10 protein-coding genes and 1 tRNA gene are annotated in these 18,109 nt (G+C 66.2%); 7 read left to right on the top strand and 4 right to left on the bottom strand.

What is annotated here, in order from left to right; all coding sequences use genetic code 11:
- Positions 1–36 precede the first annotated feature (36 nt).
- Together ACOI2T_RS11750 and ACOI2T_RS11755 are read right to left on the bottom strand one after the other, a co-directional pair.
- Positions 37–1,557, bottom strand: coding sequence for an amino acid adenylation domain-containing protein (locus tag ACOI2T_RS11750; RefSeq protein WP_421876592.1), 1,521 nt, complete (start codon positions 1,555–1,557; stop codon positions 37–39).
- A gap of 629 nt (positions 1,558–2,186) precedes the next feature.
- A tRNA-Arg gene (locus ACOI2T_RS11755) sits at positions 2,187–2,259 on the bottom strand.
- A 138-nt stretch (positions 2,260–2,397) separates the two neighbouring features.
- On the opposite strand from ACOI2T_RS11755, the gene ACOI2T_RS11760 reads away from it, so the two are divergent.
- From ACOI2T_RS11760 to ACOI2T_RS11775, 4 genes are read left to right on the top strand one after another with little or no spacing between them, the layout of a single operon-like run.
- Positions 2,398–3,861 (top strand): wax ester/triacylglycerol synthase family O-acyltransferase, encoded by a 1,464-nt coding sequence (locus ACOI2T_RS11760; protein ID WP_409501342.1) that lies wholly within the window; start codon positions 2,398–2,400, stop codon positions 3,859–3,861.
- Positions 3,862–3,893: 32 nt separating this feature from the next.
- Complete coding sequence (locus ACOI2T_RS11765; RefSeq protein ID WP_421877268.1) at positions 3,894–5,444, top strand: HAD-IB family hydrolase; 1,551 nt, start codon at positions 3,894–3,896, stop codon at positions 5,442–5,444.
- Entirely contained in the window at positions 5,441–7,789 is a 2,349-nt protein-coding gene (locus ACOI2T_RS11770; RefSeq protein ID WP_409501343.1) for a glycerol-3-phosphate 1-O-acyltransferase, read from the top strand. Before ACOI2T_RS11765 ends, ACOI2T_RS11770 begins: the two co-directional genes overlap by 4 nt.
- 47 nt (positions 7,790–7,836) lie before the next feature.
- Positions 7,837–9,849, top strand: a complete 2,013-nt coding sequence (locus ACOI2T_RS11775) for a bifunctional copper resistance protein CopD/cytochrome c oxidase assembly protein (RefSeq protein ID WP_409501344.1) — start codon at positions 7,837–7,839, stop codon at positions 9,847–9,849.
- A 26-nt stretch (positions 9,850–9,875) separates the two neighbouring features.
- Here the strand turns inward: ACOI2T_RS11775 and ACOI2T_RS11780 are convergent, their stop codons facing one another.
- Both ACOI2T_RS11780 and ACOI2T_RS11785 read right to left on the bottom strand, forming a co-directional pair.
- Complete coding sequence (locus ACOI2T_RS11780) at positions 9,876–10,043, bottom strand: hypothetical protein (protein ID WP_157894379.1); 168 nt, start codon at positions 10,041–10,043, stop codon at positions 9,876–9,878.
- Positions 10,044–10,634 carry an ADP-ribosyltransferase gene (locus ACOI2T_RS11785; RefSeq protein ID WP_409501345.1) on the bottom strand — a complete coding sequence of 197 codons (591 nt, stop codon included), beginning with the start codon at positions 10,632–10,634 and terminating at the stop codon, positions 10,044–10,046.
- Between the two features lie 220 nt (positions 10,635–10,854).
- Between ACOI2T_RS11785 and ACOI2T_RS11790 the strand changes: the two genes are divergently transcribed.
- The 3 genes from ACOI2T_RS11790 (at position 10,855) to ACOI2T_RS11800 (ending at position 18,093) form a co-directional block, all read left to right on the top strand.
- Positions 10,855–11,316 carry a single-stranded DNA-binding protein gene (locus ACOI2T_RS11790; protein WP_085143667.1) on the top strand — a complete coding sequence of 154 codons (462 nt, stop codon included), beginning with the start codon at positions 10,855–10,857 and terminating at the stop codon, positions 11,314–11,316.
- 119 nt (positions 11,317–11,435) lie between these two features.
- Entirely contained in the window at positions 11,436–13,109 is a 1,674-nt protein-coding gene (gene ettA / locus ACOI2T_RS11795) for an energy-dependent translational throttle protein EttA (protein ID WP_409501346.1), read from the top strand.
- A gap of 139 nt (positions 13,110–13,248) precedes the next feature.
- A complete protein-coding gene (locus ACOI2T_RS11800) occupies positions 13,249–18,093 on the top strand; it encodes an NAD-glutamate dehydrogenase (RefSeq protein ID WP_409501347.1) in 4,845 nt (1,614 codons plus the stop codon).
- Positions 18,094–18,109 lie beyond the last annotated feature (16 nt).

Consider the following 18,109-nt stretch of genomic DNA (forward strand, 5'->3'; position numbering starts at 1 on the left):
ACGACAGTAGCCATTCCGCGGCGCACCGCGAACTAGTCATGACACTTGTTGGAACAGCCGCAGTGCCGCGCGGTCGATCTTGCCGTTCATGCTGAGCGGGATACGGTCGAGCACGATGATCTCGTCGGGCAGCGTCGGCGGATGCAACCGAGTGGTCAAGTACGCACGGAGTGCATCGATGTCGATCCCGCTGTCGCTCTTGGCTTCGACGAAGGCGACAAGGTTTCCCTGGCCGCCGGCGACGGTGGGCGGTTTGAACACCACGACAGCTTCTCCGACGGCCGGATGGTCGTGGATGGTGGCCTCGATCTCCGCCGGTTCGATCCGCAGGCCGTTGATATTGATCTGTGAATCGCGCCGCCCCAGCCACACGAAGGTGCCGTCGATACGCCGGCGAACGAGATCTCCGGTGCGGTAGTACCGCGATCCGGGAATTGGATCGAATGGGTTGTGTCCGAACCGTTCCGCGGTCTTGCCCGGCAGGTTGCAATAGCCGCGGGCAAGTCCCGCACCGCCGATGAACAGTTCACCGACCTCGCCCGGTTCCACCAGCTCGCCGTCGTCGCCGACGACGTATGCAGTGACATTGTCAAGGGGTGTGCCGATCGGCATCAACGCTTCGTCACGCAGATCGTCCCGCGCTGCGGTGAGATACAGGAGCGAGGTCACGGTCGCTTCGGTCACGCCGTAAGCGGCGACCCACCAGACATTCTCGGCGCCCGGCAGCGACATCCACTCCTCGAACTTGGCGGTGTAGATCTTGTCGCTGCCGACGATCACCAACCGCAGCGTATGGGGTACCGCAAGGCCGGTCTGCTGCAGATATGTCGTCCACCGGTGCCATAGCGGCGCGGAGATGTTGAGCACGGTGTAGCCGTCGTCGAGGATGTCCTCGGTGAATTCGCGCATCGACGGTGCCCGGTGCGGCGCGTCCACCAGCGTGCACCCCGACACCAGCGGCGGCAGTATCTCCTCGGTGGCCATGTCGAAGGCGGCAGGCGCCATCATCGGCAACCGGTCACCCGGCCGCAGCTCAAGGTGCTTGCGCATCGACGTCGCGTGGTTGCTCACCGCGGAATGCGTGATCAGGACGCCCTTGGGGCGACCGGTCGAGCCTGACGTATAAGCAACGTACGCGAGGTTGTCGGGAGCGACGCCGGCAGCGGGGACCGGGGTCGTAGCGCGTGAAAGTCCTTGCGTGAGATCGGACATCAGCACCGTCGTGCGTTCGCCGGTCAAGCTGATCGGCAGCGGACTGTCGGACAGGATGCACATCGGATCGCTGTCGTCGATCATGTAGCGCACGTGCTCAACCGGCAACTGCGGATCCAGCAGCAGATAGGCGCCGCCTGCCTTCAGTACGGACAGCAGCTGGACCACAATGGTCAGCGAGTCATGCGCCCAGCAGCCGACCACGGTTTCGGGATGCACTCCGCCGAGTTGAAGCCGGTATGCGATCGCGTCGGTGAGTCGATCGAGTTCGGCGTACGTGTAGGCGGTCTGGCGGCCGATTATCGCGATGACGTCCGGGGTGCGGAGCGTTTGTGCCCTGAACATTGCATGGATCAGCACTGATGTCCTTTGATGCGGAGATTTTGCGCACGGGAATTCGTGGTGGCGGAACTGCGAATTCTCGCCAAATGGCATCCGCTTGTCCGATACCGGCCGCCCGGTGAATGCGGAATACGAATTACGGATGGTCCTCGATATTTCGACGTCAAAGGCCGGTGTCGAGGTGACAGTCAGCTGTCAGGTGCGGACAGCCCGAGAGTGGTTACCGACTCTGCACGCGCGTGCTCCTTGTGCCACACGGAAACTGACAAGGCTACCGTAGCTTAGCCGGTGACTTTATGTCGAGTATCGAGGTCATTCGCTACCGCATCTAATTCGCCTTGCTAATGATTGGCCTTTTTGCTGCTTTACAGCAATTCATCAGGCGGTACGTCGGCGCGTTTCCAGTGCATGAAATGAAAGCGTGCCGGTGCTTCAGCAACAGGTCGGACAATTTCTGTCAGGCTCAACAAAAGGTATATACCGTCAGTCGCGGGCTCGCACCCAGCGGTCGAAGGTGCGGATTACCGCGGGCGCGGCCGGACCGATCCGGCGCCCAACGTTGGCTTGTGTGCGAGATTTCGCCGAAATGTCGCACACAAGCCAACGCTCGCCGGCCAGTGCACATTAAAAAGCGCCCCCGGCAGGGATCGAACCTGCGACCAACCGCTTAGAAGGCGGCTGCTCTATCCGCTGAGCTACGGAGGCAGCGCCGGATGAGTGTATCGTGCCGGGCTCCCGTGTCCGGCCACCTGTGACACCCGGCAAAGGCGACCCGTGACCGTCGGTGGCGGACTAGCGTGGACGCTGCACTTGGCGGCCAGGTGAGGGGAGAGGGACCACGCTATGAGCGACGTGCCGGAGCTTGACGCGGCCGGACTGCCCGAGGAGCTGAGTGCAGTCGACCAGCTGCTGCATCGCGGGGAGGCCAACCCGCGGACCCGCTCGGGCATCATGGGCGTCGAGATCCTCGACACCACTCCGGATTGGGAGCGGTTTCTGGCCCGCTTCGACATCGCCTCGCGCAAGGTCCTGCGGTTGCGCCAGAAGGTCGTCATGCCGACCCTGCCCACCGCGGCACCGCGTTGGGTCGTCGATCCCGACTTCAACCTTGACTATCACGTACGCCGCACGCGCGTACCCGAACCGGGCACCCTGCGCGAGGTTCTCGATCTCGCCGAGGTGGCGATGCAGTCCCCGATGGACATCTCCCGGCCGCTGTGGAGCGCGACCCTCGTCGAAGGTCTTGCCGGCGGGCGCGCCGCCACGATCCTGCATCTCAGCCACGCCGTGACCGATGGTGTCGGTGGTGTCGAGATGTTCGCCAGCATCTACGACCTCGAGCGGGATCCCGAACCGAAAGCGCCGCCGCCGCTGCCGATCCCGCAGGATCTGTCACCCAATGACCTGATGCGGCAAGGCATCAACCGGTTGCCGGGCTCGATCGCGGGCGGTCTGCTAGGCGTGCTCGGTGGCGCGGCCCGCGCCGCCACCCGCGTGGTGCGCGATCCGGTGTCGGCGGTCAGCGGCGTTGTGGATTACGCGATGTCGGGCGCACGGGTGATGGGGCCGGCCGCCGAGCCGTCGCCGCTGTTACGACGACGCAGCCTCGCGTCGCGCAGCGAAGCGATCGACATTCCGTTCAGCGATCTGCACCGCGCGGCCAAGGCGGCGGGCGGGTCCATCAACGACGCGTATCTGGCCGGCTTGTGCGGTGCGTTGCGGCGCTACCACGACGCCAAGGGCATTCCGGTGCAAACGCTGCCGATGGCGGTGCCGGTGAATCTGCGCTCCGAGGACGATGCGGCGGGCGGCAACCGGTTCGCCGGGGTCAACCTGGCGGCGCCAATCGGCATCATCGATCCCGAAACGCGCATCAAGGCCGTCCGATCCCAGATGACCAGTAAGCGGGAAGAGCGGGCCATCGATGTGGTCGGTGCGATCGCACCGGTGCTCAGCCTGCTGCCCGACACGTTCCTGGAATCGATGGCCGGTTCGGTGGTCAACTCCGACGTGCAGGCCAGCAATGTCCCGGTTTTCGCGGGCGACACCTACATCGCCGGGGCGAAGATCCTGCGGCACTACGGCCTTGGGCCGTTGCCGGGCGTCGCGATGATGGTCGTGCTGATCTCGCGATCGGGCTACATCACGGTCACCGCCCGCTACGACCGGGCCGCCATCACCGACGAACCGTTGTTCGCCCGGTGCCTGCTGGAAGGGTTCGACGAGGTGCTCGCACTGGGCGGCGACGGCCGCGCGACGCCCGCCTCGTTCACCGCCCCCACCACGGACGGGAGTTCCGCGCAGTGAGTTCAGCAGGGACACCGGGCAATTCGAGGCAGATGCGGTTGCCGGGCACATTGGCCGAGATCGAGGCGAGCCCGGAAGGACCGGAGATCGGCGCGTTCTTCGATCTGGACGGCACCCTCGTCGCCGGCTTCACCGGCGTGATCATGACGCGGGATCGGCTGCGGCGCAGGCAGATGGGCGTCGGCGAGTTCATCGGAATGGTCCAGGCCGGGCTCAATCACCAACTGGGTCGCTCGGAGTTCGAAGACCTGATCGGCAAGGGCGCCAGGATGCTGCGCGGCAACTCGCTCAGCGATCTCGATGAACTGGGAGAGCGGCTGTTCGTCCAGCACGTGCAGAGCCGCATCTATCCCGAGATGCGCGCGATGGTGCGTGCGCACATGGAGCGCGGCCACACCGTGGTGCTCAGCTCGTCGGCGTTGACGGTCCAAGTCGAGCCGGTCGCCCGGTTTCTGGGCATCGACAACGTGCTGAGCAACAAGTTCGAGACCGACGACGAGGGTCTGATCACCGGCGAGGTGAAGACGCCGATCATCTGGGGGGCGGGAAAAGCCCATGCCGTACAGAAGTTCGCGGCGGCCAACGGCATCGATCTGGCGAAGAGCTACTTCTACGCCGACGGCGACGAGGACGTCGCGTTGATGTACCTCGTGGGCAATCCGCGTCCCACCAACCCGGCGGGGAAACTGGCCGCCGTTGCCGCCAAACGCGGTTGGCCGGTTCTCCGGTTCACCAGTCGTAGTGGCAGCAGTCCGATGGCGCAATTGCGGACGGTGGCAGGTGTGGCGTCACTCATGCCCGTGGCGGCGGGTGCGATCGGCTGGGGCCTGCTCAATCGCAATCGACGCAGCGGCGTCAACTTCTTCACCTCGACGTGGAGCCGGGTGCTGCTGGCGGCCACCGGTGTGAACCTCAACGTGCTGGGGGAAGAGAACCTCACGGCGCAGCGGCCCGCGGTGTTCATCTTCAACCACCGCAATCAGGCCGATCCGATCATCGCCGGGACACTGGTCCGCGACAACTTCACCGGGGTCGCCAAGAAGGAACTGTCGAATGATCCCCTGGTGGGCACGCTCGGGCGGGTGATGGATGCCGCGTTCATCGATCGCGAGGATCCGCAAAAGGCCGTCGAGGGCCTGCACAAGGTGGAAGAGCTTGCGCGCAAAGGCTTGTCGATCCTGATCGCCCCGGAGGGCACGCGGCTGGACACCACGGCGGTTGGGCCGTTCAAGAAGGGCCCGTTCCGCATCGCGATGGCCGCGGGCATTCCGATCGTTCCCATCGTGATCCGCAACGCCGAGGTGATCGCCGCCCGCGACTCGAGCACGTTCAACCCCGGCACCGTCGATGTCGCGGTGTACCCGCCGATTCCGGTGGACGACTGGACCGTCGACAATCTGGCCGAACGCATCGACGCCGTCCGGCAGATCTACCTCGACACCCTCAAATCCTGGCCGCACGACGAACTTCCGCAGTTCGACATCTACGCGCGGCCCAAGGCGGCCAAGAAGGCGCCGCGTAAAGCCGCCAAGAAAACGCCGACGAAGGCCGGCCCGAAGCCCACTCCGAAGGGCCGGCCGTGAGCGCCCCCACCGACTATTTCGCGAGCTTCACCACGACCGACGACGCGCTGGTGCTGGCTTCGGTGTCCTCGCAGGCCGAGTTGCAACTGCTCAACGACTGGCTCAAAAAGCAGCGGCAGGAGCATCCGGACTCCAAAGTCGAGGTGCTGCAACTGCCTGCGGCCGACGAGCCGACGCCGGGCATGCTGGCCCGGCTGGTCGAAGAGCTCGAGGCCGACGAAGACCGGCTCGTCGTCCCCGTGCGCGTGTTCTGGGTGCCCGCCGGGTTGCCCACGCGGCTGAAAGTGGTCGCGTTGATGTCGGGCCGCGACACCTACCGGCCGCCCGAGATCCTGCAGCGCCGGATTCTGCGCAAAGACCCGTCACGAGCCAGGATGGTGGCCGGCGAACCGGCCAAGGTGTCCGAGCTGCGCAAGCAGTGGAGCGAGACGACGGTCGCCGAAAACCCAAGAGAATTCGCGCATTTCGTGCTCCGTCGGGCTGCGCTGGCGATCGAACGAGTGGAGCTGAGGCTGCTCGGACCGGAATACAAGTCGCCGCGGCTGGTCAAGCCCGAGATGCTGGCCTCGGCCCGGTTCCGGCAAGGGCTCGAACAGATTCCCGGTGCGACGGTCGAGCAGGCCGGCGAGATGCTCGACGAACTCGCGACCGGATGGAGCCGGTTCTCGGTCGATCTGATCCCGGCGCTGGGCCGTGCGATCTTCAGCCGGGGCTTCGACCCGCGCATCGACTACGACCGCACCGAGATCGAGGCGATGCGCCATGCGCTGGAGCTGCATCCGGCGGTGCTGCTGTTCTCGCACCGCTCCTACCTCGACGGCGCGATCGTGCCGGTCGCCATGCAGGAGAACCGGCTGCCGCCGGTGCACACGTTCGCCGGCATCAACCTGTCGTTCGGCTTCATGGGTCCGCTGCTGCGGCACTCCGGGGTCATCTTCATTCGCCGCAAGCTCGACGATCCGCTCTACAAATACGTGCTGCGGCAGTACGTCGGCTACATCGTCGAGAAACGGTTCAACCTCAACTGGTCCATCGAGGGCACCCGGTCGCGGACGGGAAAGATGTTGCCGCCCAAGCTCGGACTGCTCGCCTACGTCGCGGACGCCTATCTCGACGGTCGCAGCGACGACATCCTTCTGCAGCCGGTGTCCATCAGCTTCGACCAGCTGCACGAGACCGCCGAATACGCCGCGTACGCCCGCGGCGGGGAGAAGACTCCCGAAGGCCTGAGCTGGCTCTACAACTTCATCAAAGCCCAAGGGGAACGCAACTACGGCAAGATCTATGTCCGGTTCCCCGAAGCGGTTTCGATGCGCGAGTATCTCGGTGAACCGCACGGCCCGATCGCGCGGGACGCGGCGGCCAAACGCCTGGCCATGCAGAAGATGGCGTTCGAGGTGGCATGGCGGATCCTGCGGGTGACCCCGGTCAACGCCACCGGTCTGGTGTCCGCGTTGCTGCTCGCCACGCGCGGAGTCGCGCTCACGCTGGATCAGCTGCACCACACCCTGCAGGACTCGCTCGACTACCTGGAACGCAAGAACACCCCGATGACCAACAGTGCGCTGCGGCTCCGCACGCCCGACGGGGTGCGTTCGGCGGTCGACGCCTTGTCCAACGGTCACCCGGTGACTTTGGTCGACGGCGGACGTGAACCGGTCTGGCGCATCGCCCCCGAGGACGAACTCGAAGCCGCGTTCTATCGCAACTCGTTGATCCACGCGTTCCTGGAGACGTCGATCGTCGAGCTGGCACTCGCGCACGCCGCGCGCGTCGAAGACGATCCGCTGCAATGCTTCTGGACGCAGGTGATGCGGCTGCGCGACCTGCTGAAGTTCGATTTCTACTTCGCCGACTCGGCGGCGTTCCGCGAGAACGTGGCCGAGGAGATGTCCTGGCATGAGGATTGGGAGTCGCATGTCGCCGCGGGCGGCGAGGAGATCTACCAACTGATGCGCGCCAAGCAGCCGCTCATCGCCGGGGCGATGTTGCGTCCGTTCTTCGAGGCCTACGAGATCGTCGCCGATGTCCTGCGCGACGCACCGCCCGAGATCGCCGAGAAGGACCTCACGAAGCTCGCGTTGGGGGTCGGCCGCCAGTACGCCGCGCAGGGCCGGGTGCGCAGCAACGAGTCGGTGTCAGCGCTGCTGTTCGCCACCGCCAGGCAGGTCGCCGCCGATCAGGACCTACTCGAATCCGGTCCGGACCTCAGGGCACGCCGTGCGGCGTTCCGTGACGAGCTGCGCGCCATCCTCGCCGACATGGACCAGGTCGAGCAGATCGCGCGCGACCAGTTCTATGCGAGGGAGGCGGAGCGGCGTCAACTCCGCGGTGAGCCTGCGTAGCCCGTGGGCCTTCGGCTGTGGTCTGAGCCACGCCATACCCTGAGAACATGACTTCGCCCGGCCGCGTGGCCTCCGACGTGCGCAACAGCGCGGTGTGGCCTGTGCTCGTCGGAGTCGGCGTGCTTGCCGGAGCCGTCGCGGCCGGTATCGGTGCGTTGTCCCTCGCGGACGCGCTGACCGCCACCGGCTTGCCCAATCCCGGCCCCGTCACCACATACGGCCTGCCGTTCGTGCGGGCGGCCGGCGAGATCGCCGCCGTTGTGGCTGTCGGGTCGTTTCTGTTCGCGGCCTTCCTGGTGCCTCCGCAGACCAACGGCGTGCTCGACGTTGCGGGCTATCGGGCGCTGCGGCTCGGATCCGCGGCATCGGCGGTGTGGACGGTGTGTGCTGCGCTCCTGGTTCCGCTGACGATCTCCGACGTATCCGGCCAGCCGTTCCTCGACCACGTCGGCCCGGTCGAGGTGTGGTCGGCCACGAGCCTGGTCGACATTGCCGGGGCGTGGCGTTGGACGGCCATCCTGGCCGCGGCCGTGACGATCGCCAGCCTGCCGGTCTTGCGCTGGGCATGGACGCCGGCGCTGTTGGCGGCGTCGATGCTCACGTTGGTGCCGCTCGCGCTCACCGGGCACTCCTCGGCGGGCGGTGCCCACGATCTCGCGACCAACAGCTTGTTCATCCACCTCATGGCCGGTGCGCTGTGGGCCGGCGGCCTGTTGGCCCTGCTGGCGCACGCGCTGCGCGGCGGTGAGCACGCCGACTTGGCTGCCCGCCGGTTCTCGGCCCTTGCCCTGTGGTGCTTCGTCGCGATGGGTGTCAGCGGCGTGCTCAACGCCCTGGTGCGCATGCAGGTCGCCGACCTGTTCCGGACGCCCTACGGCCTGCTGATCGTCGGCAAGATCGTCGCCCTCGTCCTGCTGGGAGCTCTGGGCTGGCAGCAGCGGCGCAGCGGGGTGGCCGCGCTGGCGGCCGACCCGACCGCACGCCGCCCGCTCATCCGGTTGGCGCTCACCGAGGCCGTACTGTTCGGCGTGACGTTCGGCATCGCCGTCGGGCTGGGCCGAACACCGCCGCCTCCCGAACGGGCCGAGCCGAGCGCGACGGAGGTCGCGATCGGATACGACTTCTCCGGGCCGCCCACGGTCGCGCGGGTGCTGTTCGACTGGCGGTTCGACCTGCTGTTGGGAACCGCGGCGATCGTCGGTGCGCTCGTGTACCTGGCCGCGGTGTACCGGCTGCGTCGCCGCGGGGATGCCTGGCCGATCGGGCGGACGGCCGCCTGGCTGCTGGGGTGCGCGGCGTTGTTGTTCACCACGTCGTCGGGCCTTGGCCGATACATGCCCGCGATGTTCAGCATGCACATGATCGCCCACATGCTGCTGTCGATGCTGGTGCCGGTGCTGCTGGTGCTCGGCGCGCCGGTGACGCTCGCGCTGCGGGCGCTTCCGGCGGCAGGCCGCGACGGCCCGCCCGGCCCCCGAGAATGGCTGCTGGCCGCGCTGCACTCCCGGGTGTCGCAGTTCCTGACCCACCCTGTGGTCGCGACGGTGTTGTTCGTCGCCGGGTTCTACGGGTTGTACTTCGGCGGGATCTTCGACGCCGCGGTCAGCAACCACGCGGCGCACGTCCTGATGAACGTGCACTTCCTGCTGTCGGGCTACCTGTTCTATTGGGTGGTGATCGGAGTCGACCCGACCCCGCGCCCGATACCGCACATCGGCAAGATCGCGATGGTGTTCGCGTCACTGCCGCTGCACGCGTTCTTCGGTGTGGTCATGATGGGCATGCAGAACGTGCTCGGGGAGTCGTTCTACCGTTCGCTTCAGCTGAGCTGGCACACCGACCTGCTCGCCGATCAGAAACTCGGTGGCGGGATCGCTTGGGCGGCAGGCGAAGTGCCGCTCGTCATCGTGATGCTGGCGCTGTTGATCCAGTGGCGGCGCAGCGATCAGCGCACCGCCAAACGCCTGGACCGGGCCGCCGACCGCGACGACGACGCCGACCTCGCGGCTTACAACGCGATGTTGGCCGAGATGGCGCGGCGGGATAACCCGCCGCGTTGAGCACAGTCACTGGATTGCGGGGCTATCTACCTCTTGGCAGATGTGTGGGCGCTCTCGTACAAATCGCGTTCGTACTTTGATGCCGGAATAGTGACACCCAACTTCTTTTCCGCGGCTTTGCGTCGAGCTGTGACCTGTTGAGCAGTCAGCTTGACCCGTTTCGGGTGGAGTTCGTCATCGATCATGCTGCCCATTTATGCCTCCTGGTCTACCAGGCCAAAAAGCCGCCAGCGACGCTGGGCTCGATCGTACCTCGCGCCGATAATCTGATATCGCCTTGCGTCGATGAGCAGCATTTCTCGTTCCAGCGGATACTCGGACAGTTGTTGGACTGCCAGCGCAGGTGTACCGGCCGGCACGAGGAGGTCTAAGGTCAGCGGATCGTGGTGCCGGGCGGAGTGCGCGGGCGTTGGCGCCATCGATGCCGACATGAACCCATACTCGTCAAACACCTGTCCGATGAGTGCTTCCACTGCGCTGCCCGCGTTCGCCGCGGTGATTCCGTATACGGCACCACCTACCTCGCGCGTAACGCGTACATCATGGTCGAGCGGGTACTTTCGCAAACCCGACCGGATGGCGTTGATGTCCCGCCGGATGTCCGGGGTTATTTCACGTTGCCCCCGTAGCGCTCCGTTGATGCGTTCATAGTTATTGAGAGCAAACGATTCGATCGCCGCCATCTCACCGTCTGTCAACCGACTGAGTGATCGCAGTTCGCGTGCGGGATTGGCATAGTCCCACTTACCCAGAGGATCGTTCTCGCCGGGATCGTCAGCCGCCACGCCCCTATTGTTCGGTCAGCTCCAACGCACCACGCCAACATATTCAGCCTCACCCTCGGAACACAGGACTTATCCCCAACTTGGACTTCATCCACAACCACGCGTTCCCGCCGCCCGCCGGACCCCGCCGATGTCGGGGCGCCGACGGTCAATGACCGGGTAGGACGCGCCCGGATTCCCACCGGGTGCCGTCGCAACCAGGTAGCGAAAGGGAATAGAAATGTTCGAGACACCGTTCACTGTGGTCGGCACCATCGTCACCAATCCGGTTCGGCTGCGCTTCGGCGAGCAGGAGTTGTACAAGTTCCGCGTCGCGAGCAATTCGCGCCGGCGCACCCCGCAGGGCACATGGGAGCCGGGTAACTCCCTGTATGTGACCGTCAACTGCTGGGGGAACCTGGCCACCGGGGCCAGCGCATCCCTCACGAAGGGCGACGCCGTCGTCGTGGTCGGCCACGTCTACACCAGCGAGTACGAGGACAAGGAAGGCGTGCGGCGGTCATCGGTCGAGGTGCGGGCCACCGCGGTCGGGCCGGATCTGTCGCGGTGCACCGCCAAGGTCTCACCGCTGCCGAAACCGAACGCGGTGGCTGAGCCCGAGCCCGCAGGCACGGCGGACGACGCGGACATCCAGGCCGATACCGAACCCCTGGACGAGGAGGCGCTGCCACTGACGGCTTAGCCGTATCCGGCCACGCCTAGGATGGGCCGCGAGCACGTACGGGCTTGCCGCGACTTTCGCGCGAGCCCCGCTGGACGACCCGATAGCTCCCGATAGCTTCAGAAAGGCACATCAACGGCATGGCCGAATTCATCTACACGATGCGGAAGGTCCGCAAGGCGCACGGCGACAAGGTCATCCTTGACGACGTCAGTCTGAACTTCCTTCCCGGCGCGAAGATCGGCGTCGTCGGCCCGAACGGTGCCGGCAAGTCGAGCGTCTTGCGGATCATGGCCGGTCTGGACCACGCCAACAACGGTGACGCGATCCTCGCCCCAGGCGCTTCGGTTGGCATCCTGCAGCAGGAGCCGCCGCTCGACGAGACCAAGACGGTCCGCGAGAACGTCGAGGACGGCGTGGCGATCAAGGCCAAGCTCAACCGGTACAACGAGGTGGCCGAGCTGATGGCCACCGACTACACCGATGAGCTCATGGAAGAGATGGGCAAGCTCCAGGAGGAGCTCGACGCCGCCGACGCCTGGGACATCGACAGCCAGCTCGAGCAGGCGATGGACGCGCTGCGGTGCCCGCCGCCCGACGAGCCGGTGACCCACCTGTCCGGTGGTGAACGCCGCCGCGTCGCGCTGTGCAAGCTACTGCTGTCCAAGCCGGACCTGCTGCTGCTCGACGAGCCAACCAACCACCTCGACGCCGAGAGCGTGCTGTGGCTCGAACAGCACCTGGCCAGTTACAAGGGCGCGATCCTGGCCGTCACGCACGACCGGTACTTCCTCGACAACGTCGCCGAGTGGATCCTCGAGCTCGACCGCGGCCGGGCCTACCCGTACGAGGGCAACTACTCGACCTACCTGGAGAAGAAGGCCGAGCGCCTCGAAGTCCAGGGCAAGAAGGACCAGAAGCTGCAGAAGCGGCTCAAGGACGAGCTGGCGTGGGTCCGTTCGGGTGCCAAGGCCCGGCAGGCCAAGAACAAGGCCCGTCTGCAGCGCTACGAAGAGATGGCCGCGGAAGCCGAGAAGACGCGCAAGCTCGACTTCGAGGAGATCCAGATCCCGGCTCCGCCGCGACTGGGCAACGTCGTGGTCGAGGTCGAGCACCTCGACAAGGGCTTCGAGGGCCGCACGCTGATCAAGGACCTGTCGTTCACCCTGCCGCGCAACGGCATCGTCGGCGTCATCGGTCCCAACGGTGTCGGCAAGACCACGCTGTTCAAGACGATCGTCGGGCTCGAGCAGCCCGACAGCGGCACGGTCAAGATCGGCGACACGGTCAAGCTGTCCTACGTCGACCAGAGCCGTGCGGGCATCGACCCCAACAAGACGGTGTGGCAGGTCGTCTCCGATGGCCTGGACTACATCGAGGTCGGCCAGAACGAGATCCCGTCGCGGGCATACGTCTCGGCGTTCGGGTTCAAGGGCCCCGATCAGCAGAAGCCCGCGGGCGTGCTGTCGGGCGGTGAACGCAACCGCCTCAACCTCGCGCTGACCCTCAAGGAGGGCGGCAACCTGATCCTGCTCGACGAGCCGACCAACGACCTCGACGTCGAGACGCTGTCGTCACTGGAGAACGCGCTGGAGAACTTCCCCGGCTGCGCCGTCGTGATCTCGCACGACCGGTGGTTCCTCGACCGCACCTGCACGCACATCCTGGCGTGGGAGGGCGACGACGACAACGAGGCCAAGTGGTTCTGGTTCGAGGGCAACTTCGGTGCCTACGAGGAGAACAAGATCCAGCGGCTGGGCGCCGAGGCGGCGCGTCCGCACCGCGTGACCCACCGGAGACTGACCCGGGACTGATCCGGGACCGGGGGTAGGAGCGGAGCGACTCGAGGGGGCGACCGCTCCGGCGGGGTAGGAGCGGAGCGACTCGGGGGGAGACTAAGGTCGCGGTTACGTACCAGTGCCGGTACGAGGACGTGAGTCAGGAGTGATCCGTATGACGGCGTATCCGGGATCCGTTCCAGGACAGGAGAAAAGCGAACGGGAAGGGCAGGACGCCACGTCGGCGGTGATCCGTCGCCTCGCCGTGGCTTTCCTCTCGACCTATCGGGCTCCGCAGGCCGACGCCCCCGGCGTCGCGGCGACCGGGCCGCTGTCCGTCGGCGCTCCCGAGCAGCTGGCCTCCGACGCGACCGTGGCAGCTCATTACGAGCTGGGCAGTCGGCGGGCGCCGGGGGAGACCAAGGTCGCGGTGTACCCGGGCGATGTCGACACCGGTCCGGCTCTGCAGATCGTCACAGACCAGGCGCCGCTACTCGTCGATTCCGTGACGGTGCTGCTGCACCGCCACGGCGTGGCGTACACGGCCATCATGAACCCGGTGTTCCGGGTGCGGCGCGGCGCCGACGGGCAGTTGCTCGACATTCGTCCCGCGGCCGAAGCGGCCGGGGCCGAGGGTGTCGACGAATGCTGGATCCTCGTCCCGATCACCGGCGCGGCCGACGGTGGGGCACTGACCGAAGCGACGCGCCTGGTCCCTGGCATCCTCGCCGAGGCGCGCCAGATCGGGCTGGACTCCGGTGCGATGGCCGCCGCACTCCACGGCCTGGCCAACGACCTCGCCACCGACGTCCGAGGGCACTTTCCGAACGCCGACCGCAAGGACGTCGCCGCGCTTCTGCGGTGGCTGTCCGACGGGCACTTCGTGCTCCTGGGCTACCAGCAGTGCGCCATCAGCGACGGGCAGGCCTCCGTCGACCCGGCCAGCAGGCTCGGTGTGCTGCGGCTGCGGGAGGACGTGTTGCCACCGCTGACCAACGCCGACGATCTGTTGGTCCTGGCGCAGGCGACCATTCCGAGCTACCTGCGGTACGGGGCATACCCGTACATCGTCGTCGTACGGGAGAACGCCGCTGCGTCGCGGGTGATCGAACACCGCTTCGTCGGGCTGTTCACCGTCGCGGCGATGAACGCCAACGCACTCGACATCCCGTTGATCTCGCGGCGTGTCGAGGAAGCCCTGGCGATGGCGCACCGCGACCCGAGCCATCCCGGTCAGCTTCTGCGCGACATCGTCCAGACCATTCCCCGTCCAGAGCTGTTCGCGCTGAGTTCCAAGCAGCTGCTGGAGATGGCGCTGGCCGTGATCGATCTGGGATCGCGGCGCCGTACGCTGCTGTTCCTCCGTGCCGACCAGCTCGCCCATTTCGTGTCGTGCCTGGTGTATCTGCCGCGTGACCGCTATACGACCGCGGTGCGGCTGGAGATGCAGAACATCCTGGTTCGCGAACTCGGCGGCACGAGCATCGACTACTCGGCTCGCGTGAGTGAGTCTCCATGGGCCGTGGTGCATTTCACCGTCAAGCTGCCCGACGGGACGCCGGCGAACACCGTGGACACGTCCACCGAGAACGAAGCCCGCATCCAGGCCCTGCTGACCGAGGCGACCCGCAACTGGGCCGACCGGATGACGAGCGCGGCCGCTGCCGCCGAGCTCAATCCCGCAGCGGTCGAGCACTACGCCCGGGCCTTCCCCGAGGATTACAAACAGGCCGTCGTGCCGGCCGACGCGATCAAAGACATCGCGATCATCGAAGCGCTGCAACCCAATTCGGTGAAACTGGTGTTCACCGAGGGCGATGAGGATCCGATCGCCAAGCTCACGTGGTATTTGGGTGGGCAGTCGGCGTCGTTGAGTGAATTGCTGCCGATGCTGCAGTCGATGGGTGTGGTGGTGTTGGAGGAGCGGCCGTTCACGGTCGCTCGGGCCGATGGTTTGCCGGTGTGGATCTATCAGTTCAAGATCTCGCGCCACCGCAGTATCCCGGCTGCTACCGATGCCGCCACGGCCGAGCGGTTCGCCGATGCGGTGACCGCGATCTGGCATGGCCGGGTGGAGATCGACCGGTTCAACGAGCTGGTGTTGCGGGCGGGGTTGACCTGGCAGCAGGTGGTGATCCTGCGGGCGTATGCGAAGTATCTGCGGCAGGCGGGTTTTGCCTACAGTCAGTCGCACATCGAGTCGGTGCTCAACGACAATCCGCATACGTCGCGGTCGCTGGTGGAGTTGTTCGAGGCGCTGTTCGATCCGTCCGAGGACGGCTCGCAGAGCCGTGATGCCCAGGGTGCGGCCGCCGCGGTGGCCGCCGATATCGATGCGTTGGTCAGTTTGGACACCGACCGGGTGTTGCGGGCGTTCGCGTCGTTGATCCAGGCGACATTGCGTACCAATTACTTTGTGCAGAGCCAGGATTCGGCTCGGGCGCGTAATGTGTTGGCGCTCAAGCTCAACCCCGGTTTGATCGATGAGTTGCCGCTTCCGCGGCCGAAGTTCGAGATCTTCGTGTACTCGCCGCGGGTGGAGGGGGTGCATCTGCGGTTCGGGTTTGTCGCGCGGGGCGGGTTGCGCTGGTCGGACCGCCGCGAGGATTTCCGCACCGAGATCCTGGGCCTGGTCAAGGCGCAGGCGGTCAAGAACGCCGTCATCGTGCCGGTCGGGGCCAAAGGCGGGTTCGTCGTCAAACATCCGCCGGTGGCCACCGGCGATGCCGCGGTCGATCGGGAGGCCACCCGCGCCGAAGGGGTGGCGTGCTATCAGTTGTTCATCTCGGGCCTGCTCGATGTCACCGACAACGTCGACAAGGCCACCGGTGCGGTGGTGACCCCGGCCGATGTGGTGCGTCGCGACGGGGAGGACGCCTATCTGGTGGTGGCCGCCGACAAGGGCACCGCGACGTTTTCCGATATCGCCAACGAGGTGGCCAAGTCCTACGGGTTCTGGCTGGGTGACGCGTTCGCCTCGGGCGGGTCGATCGGCTATGACCACAAGGCGATGGGCATCACCGCCAAGGGTGCCTGGGAGTCGGTCAAACGCCATTTCCGCGAGATGGGCGTCGACACCCAAAGCCAGGATTTCACCGTGGTCGGCATCGGGGACATGAGCGGGGACGTGTTCGGCAACGGCATGTTGCTGTCCCAACACATCCGGTTGGTGGCCGCGTTCGACCACCGCCACATCTTCCTCGACCCCAACCCCGACGCGGCCGCGTCGTGGGCCGAACGTCGCCGGCTGTTCGAACTGCCGCGCTCGTCGTGGGAGGACTACGACCGCGCGTTGATCAGCGAGGGCGGCGGCGTGTACAGCCGCCAGCAGAAGTCGATCCCGATCAGCCGCCAGGTGCGTACGGCGCTGGGGATCGAGGCCAACGTGGAGGAGTTGACGCCGCCGGCGTTGATGCGCGCCATCCTGCGCGCACCCGTGGATTTGTTGTGGAACGGCGGCATCGGCACCTACGTCAAGGCCGAGTCCGAGGCCGACATCGACGTCGGTGATCGCGCCAACGACGCGATCCGGGTGTGCGGTAATCAGGTGCGGGCCAAGGTGATCGGTGAGGGCGGCAACCTCGGGGTGACCTCGCTCGGGCGCATCGAGTTCGATCTCGCGGGCGGGCGGATCAACACCGACGCGCTGGACAACTCGGCCGGGGTGGACTGCTCCGACCACGAGGTCAACATCAAGATCCTCATCGACTCGCTGGTGACTGCGGGCAAAGTCACCCCCGATGAGCGCACCGAGCTGTTGTTGTCGATGACCGACGAGGTCGGGCAGTTGGTGCTCGTCGACAATCAAGACCAGAACGACCTGATGGGCACCAGCCGCGCCAACGCCGCCAGCATGCTGTCGGTGCACGCCCGCATGATCCGCGACTTCGTCGCCAACCGCGGGCTCAACCGCGAGCTGGAGGCCTTACCTTCGGAGAAGGAGATCCGTCGCCGCACCGAGGCGGGGATCGGTTTGACCTCACCGGAACTGGCCACGTTGATGGCCCATGTCAAGCTCGCCCTCAAAGAGGACGTGTTGGCCAGCGATCTGCCCGATCAGGAGGTGTTCGCCTCGCGGCTGCCGTCCTATTTCCCGGTCAAGCTGCGCGAGCAGTTCGGCAGTGAAATCCGGGCGCATCAACTGCGCCGCGAAATCGTGACGACCATGCTCGTCAACGACCTCGTCGACACCAGCGGCATCAGCTACGCCTACCGCATCACCGAAGACGTCGGCGTCGGCCCCGTCGACGCGGTACGCGCCTACGTCGCCACCAACGCCATCTTCAACGTCGGCACCGTGTGGCGCCACATCCGCGCCGCCGCCGACACCGGGGTGCCCACCTCGGTCACCGACCGCATGACCCTCGACCTGCGCCGCCTCGTCGACCGCGCCGGCCGCTGGCTGCTCAACTACCGGCCCCAACCCCTGGCCGTCGGCGCCGAGATCAACCGATTCGCCGCCAATGTCGCCATGCTCACCCCACGCATGTCCGAATGGTTGCGTGGCGACGACAAAGCCATCGTCGCCAAGGAGGCGGGCGAGTTCGCCGCGCACGGCGTCTCGGAAGACCTGGCCTACACGGTGGCGACCGGGCTGTACCAGTACAGCCTGCTCGACGTCATCGATATCGCCGACATCGTCGACCGCGATCCGGTCGAGGTCGCCGATACGTACTTCGCGCTCATGGACCACCTCGGGGCCGACGGACTGCTCACCGCGGTGTCCCGGCTCAGTCGCGACGATCGGTGGCATTCGCTGGCACGGTTGGCGATACGCGACGACATCTACGGCTCGCTGCGGGCCCTGTGCTTCGACGTGCTCGGTGTCGGCGAACCCGACGAGACCGGCGAGGAGAAGATCGCCGAGTGGGAGATGACCAACAGCTCCCGGGTGACACGTGCCCGCCGCACACTCACCGAGATATACGAAGATGGGGAACGGGATCTGGCCACACTGTCCGTCGCGGCCCGCCAGATCCGCAGCATGACGCGAACGAGTGGAACGGGAACGACTGGGTGACGAGCTTTGTAGCGCC

It is taken from the genome of Mycolicibacterium wolinskyi str. Jessa 2025 (assembly GCF_049241375.1).
In the GTDB taxonomy this organism is placed as follows: domain Bacteria; phylum Actinomycetota; class Actinomycetes; order Mycobacteriales; family Mycobacteriaceae; genus Mycobacterium; species Mycobacterium wolinskyi.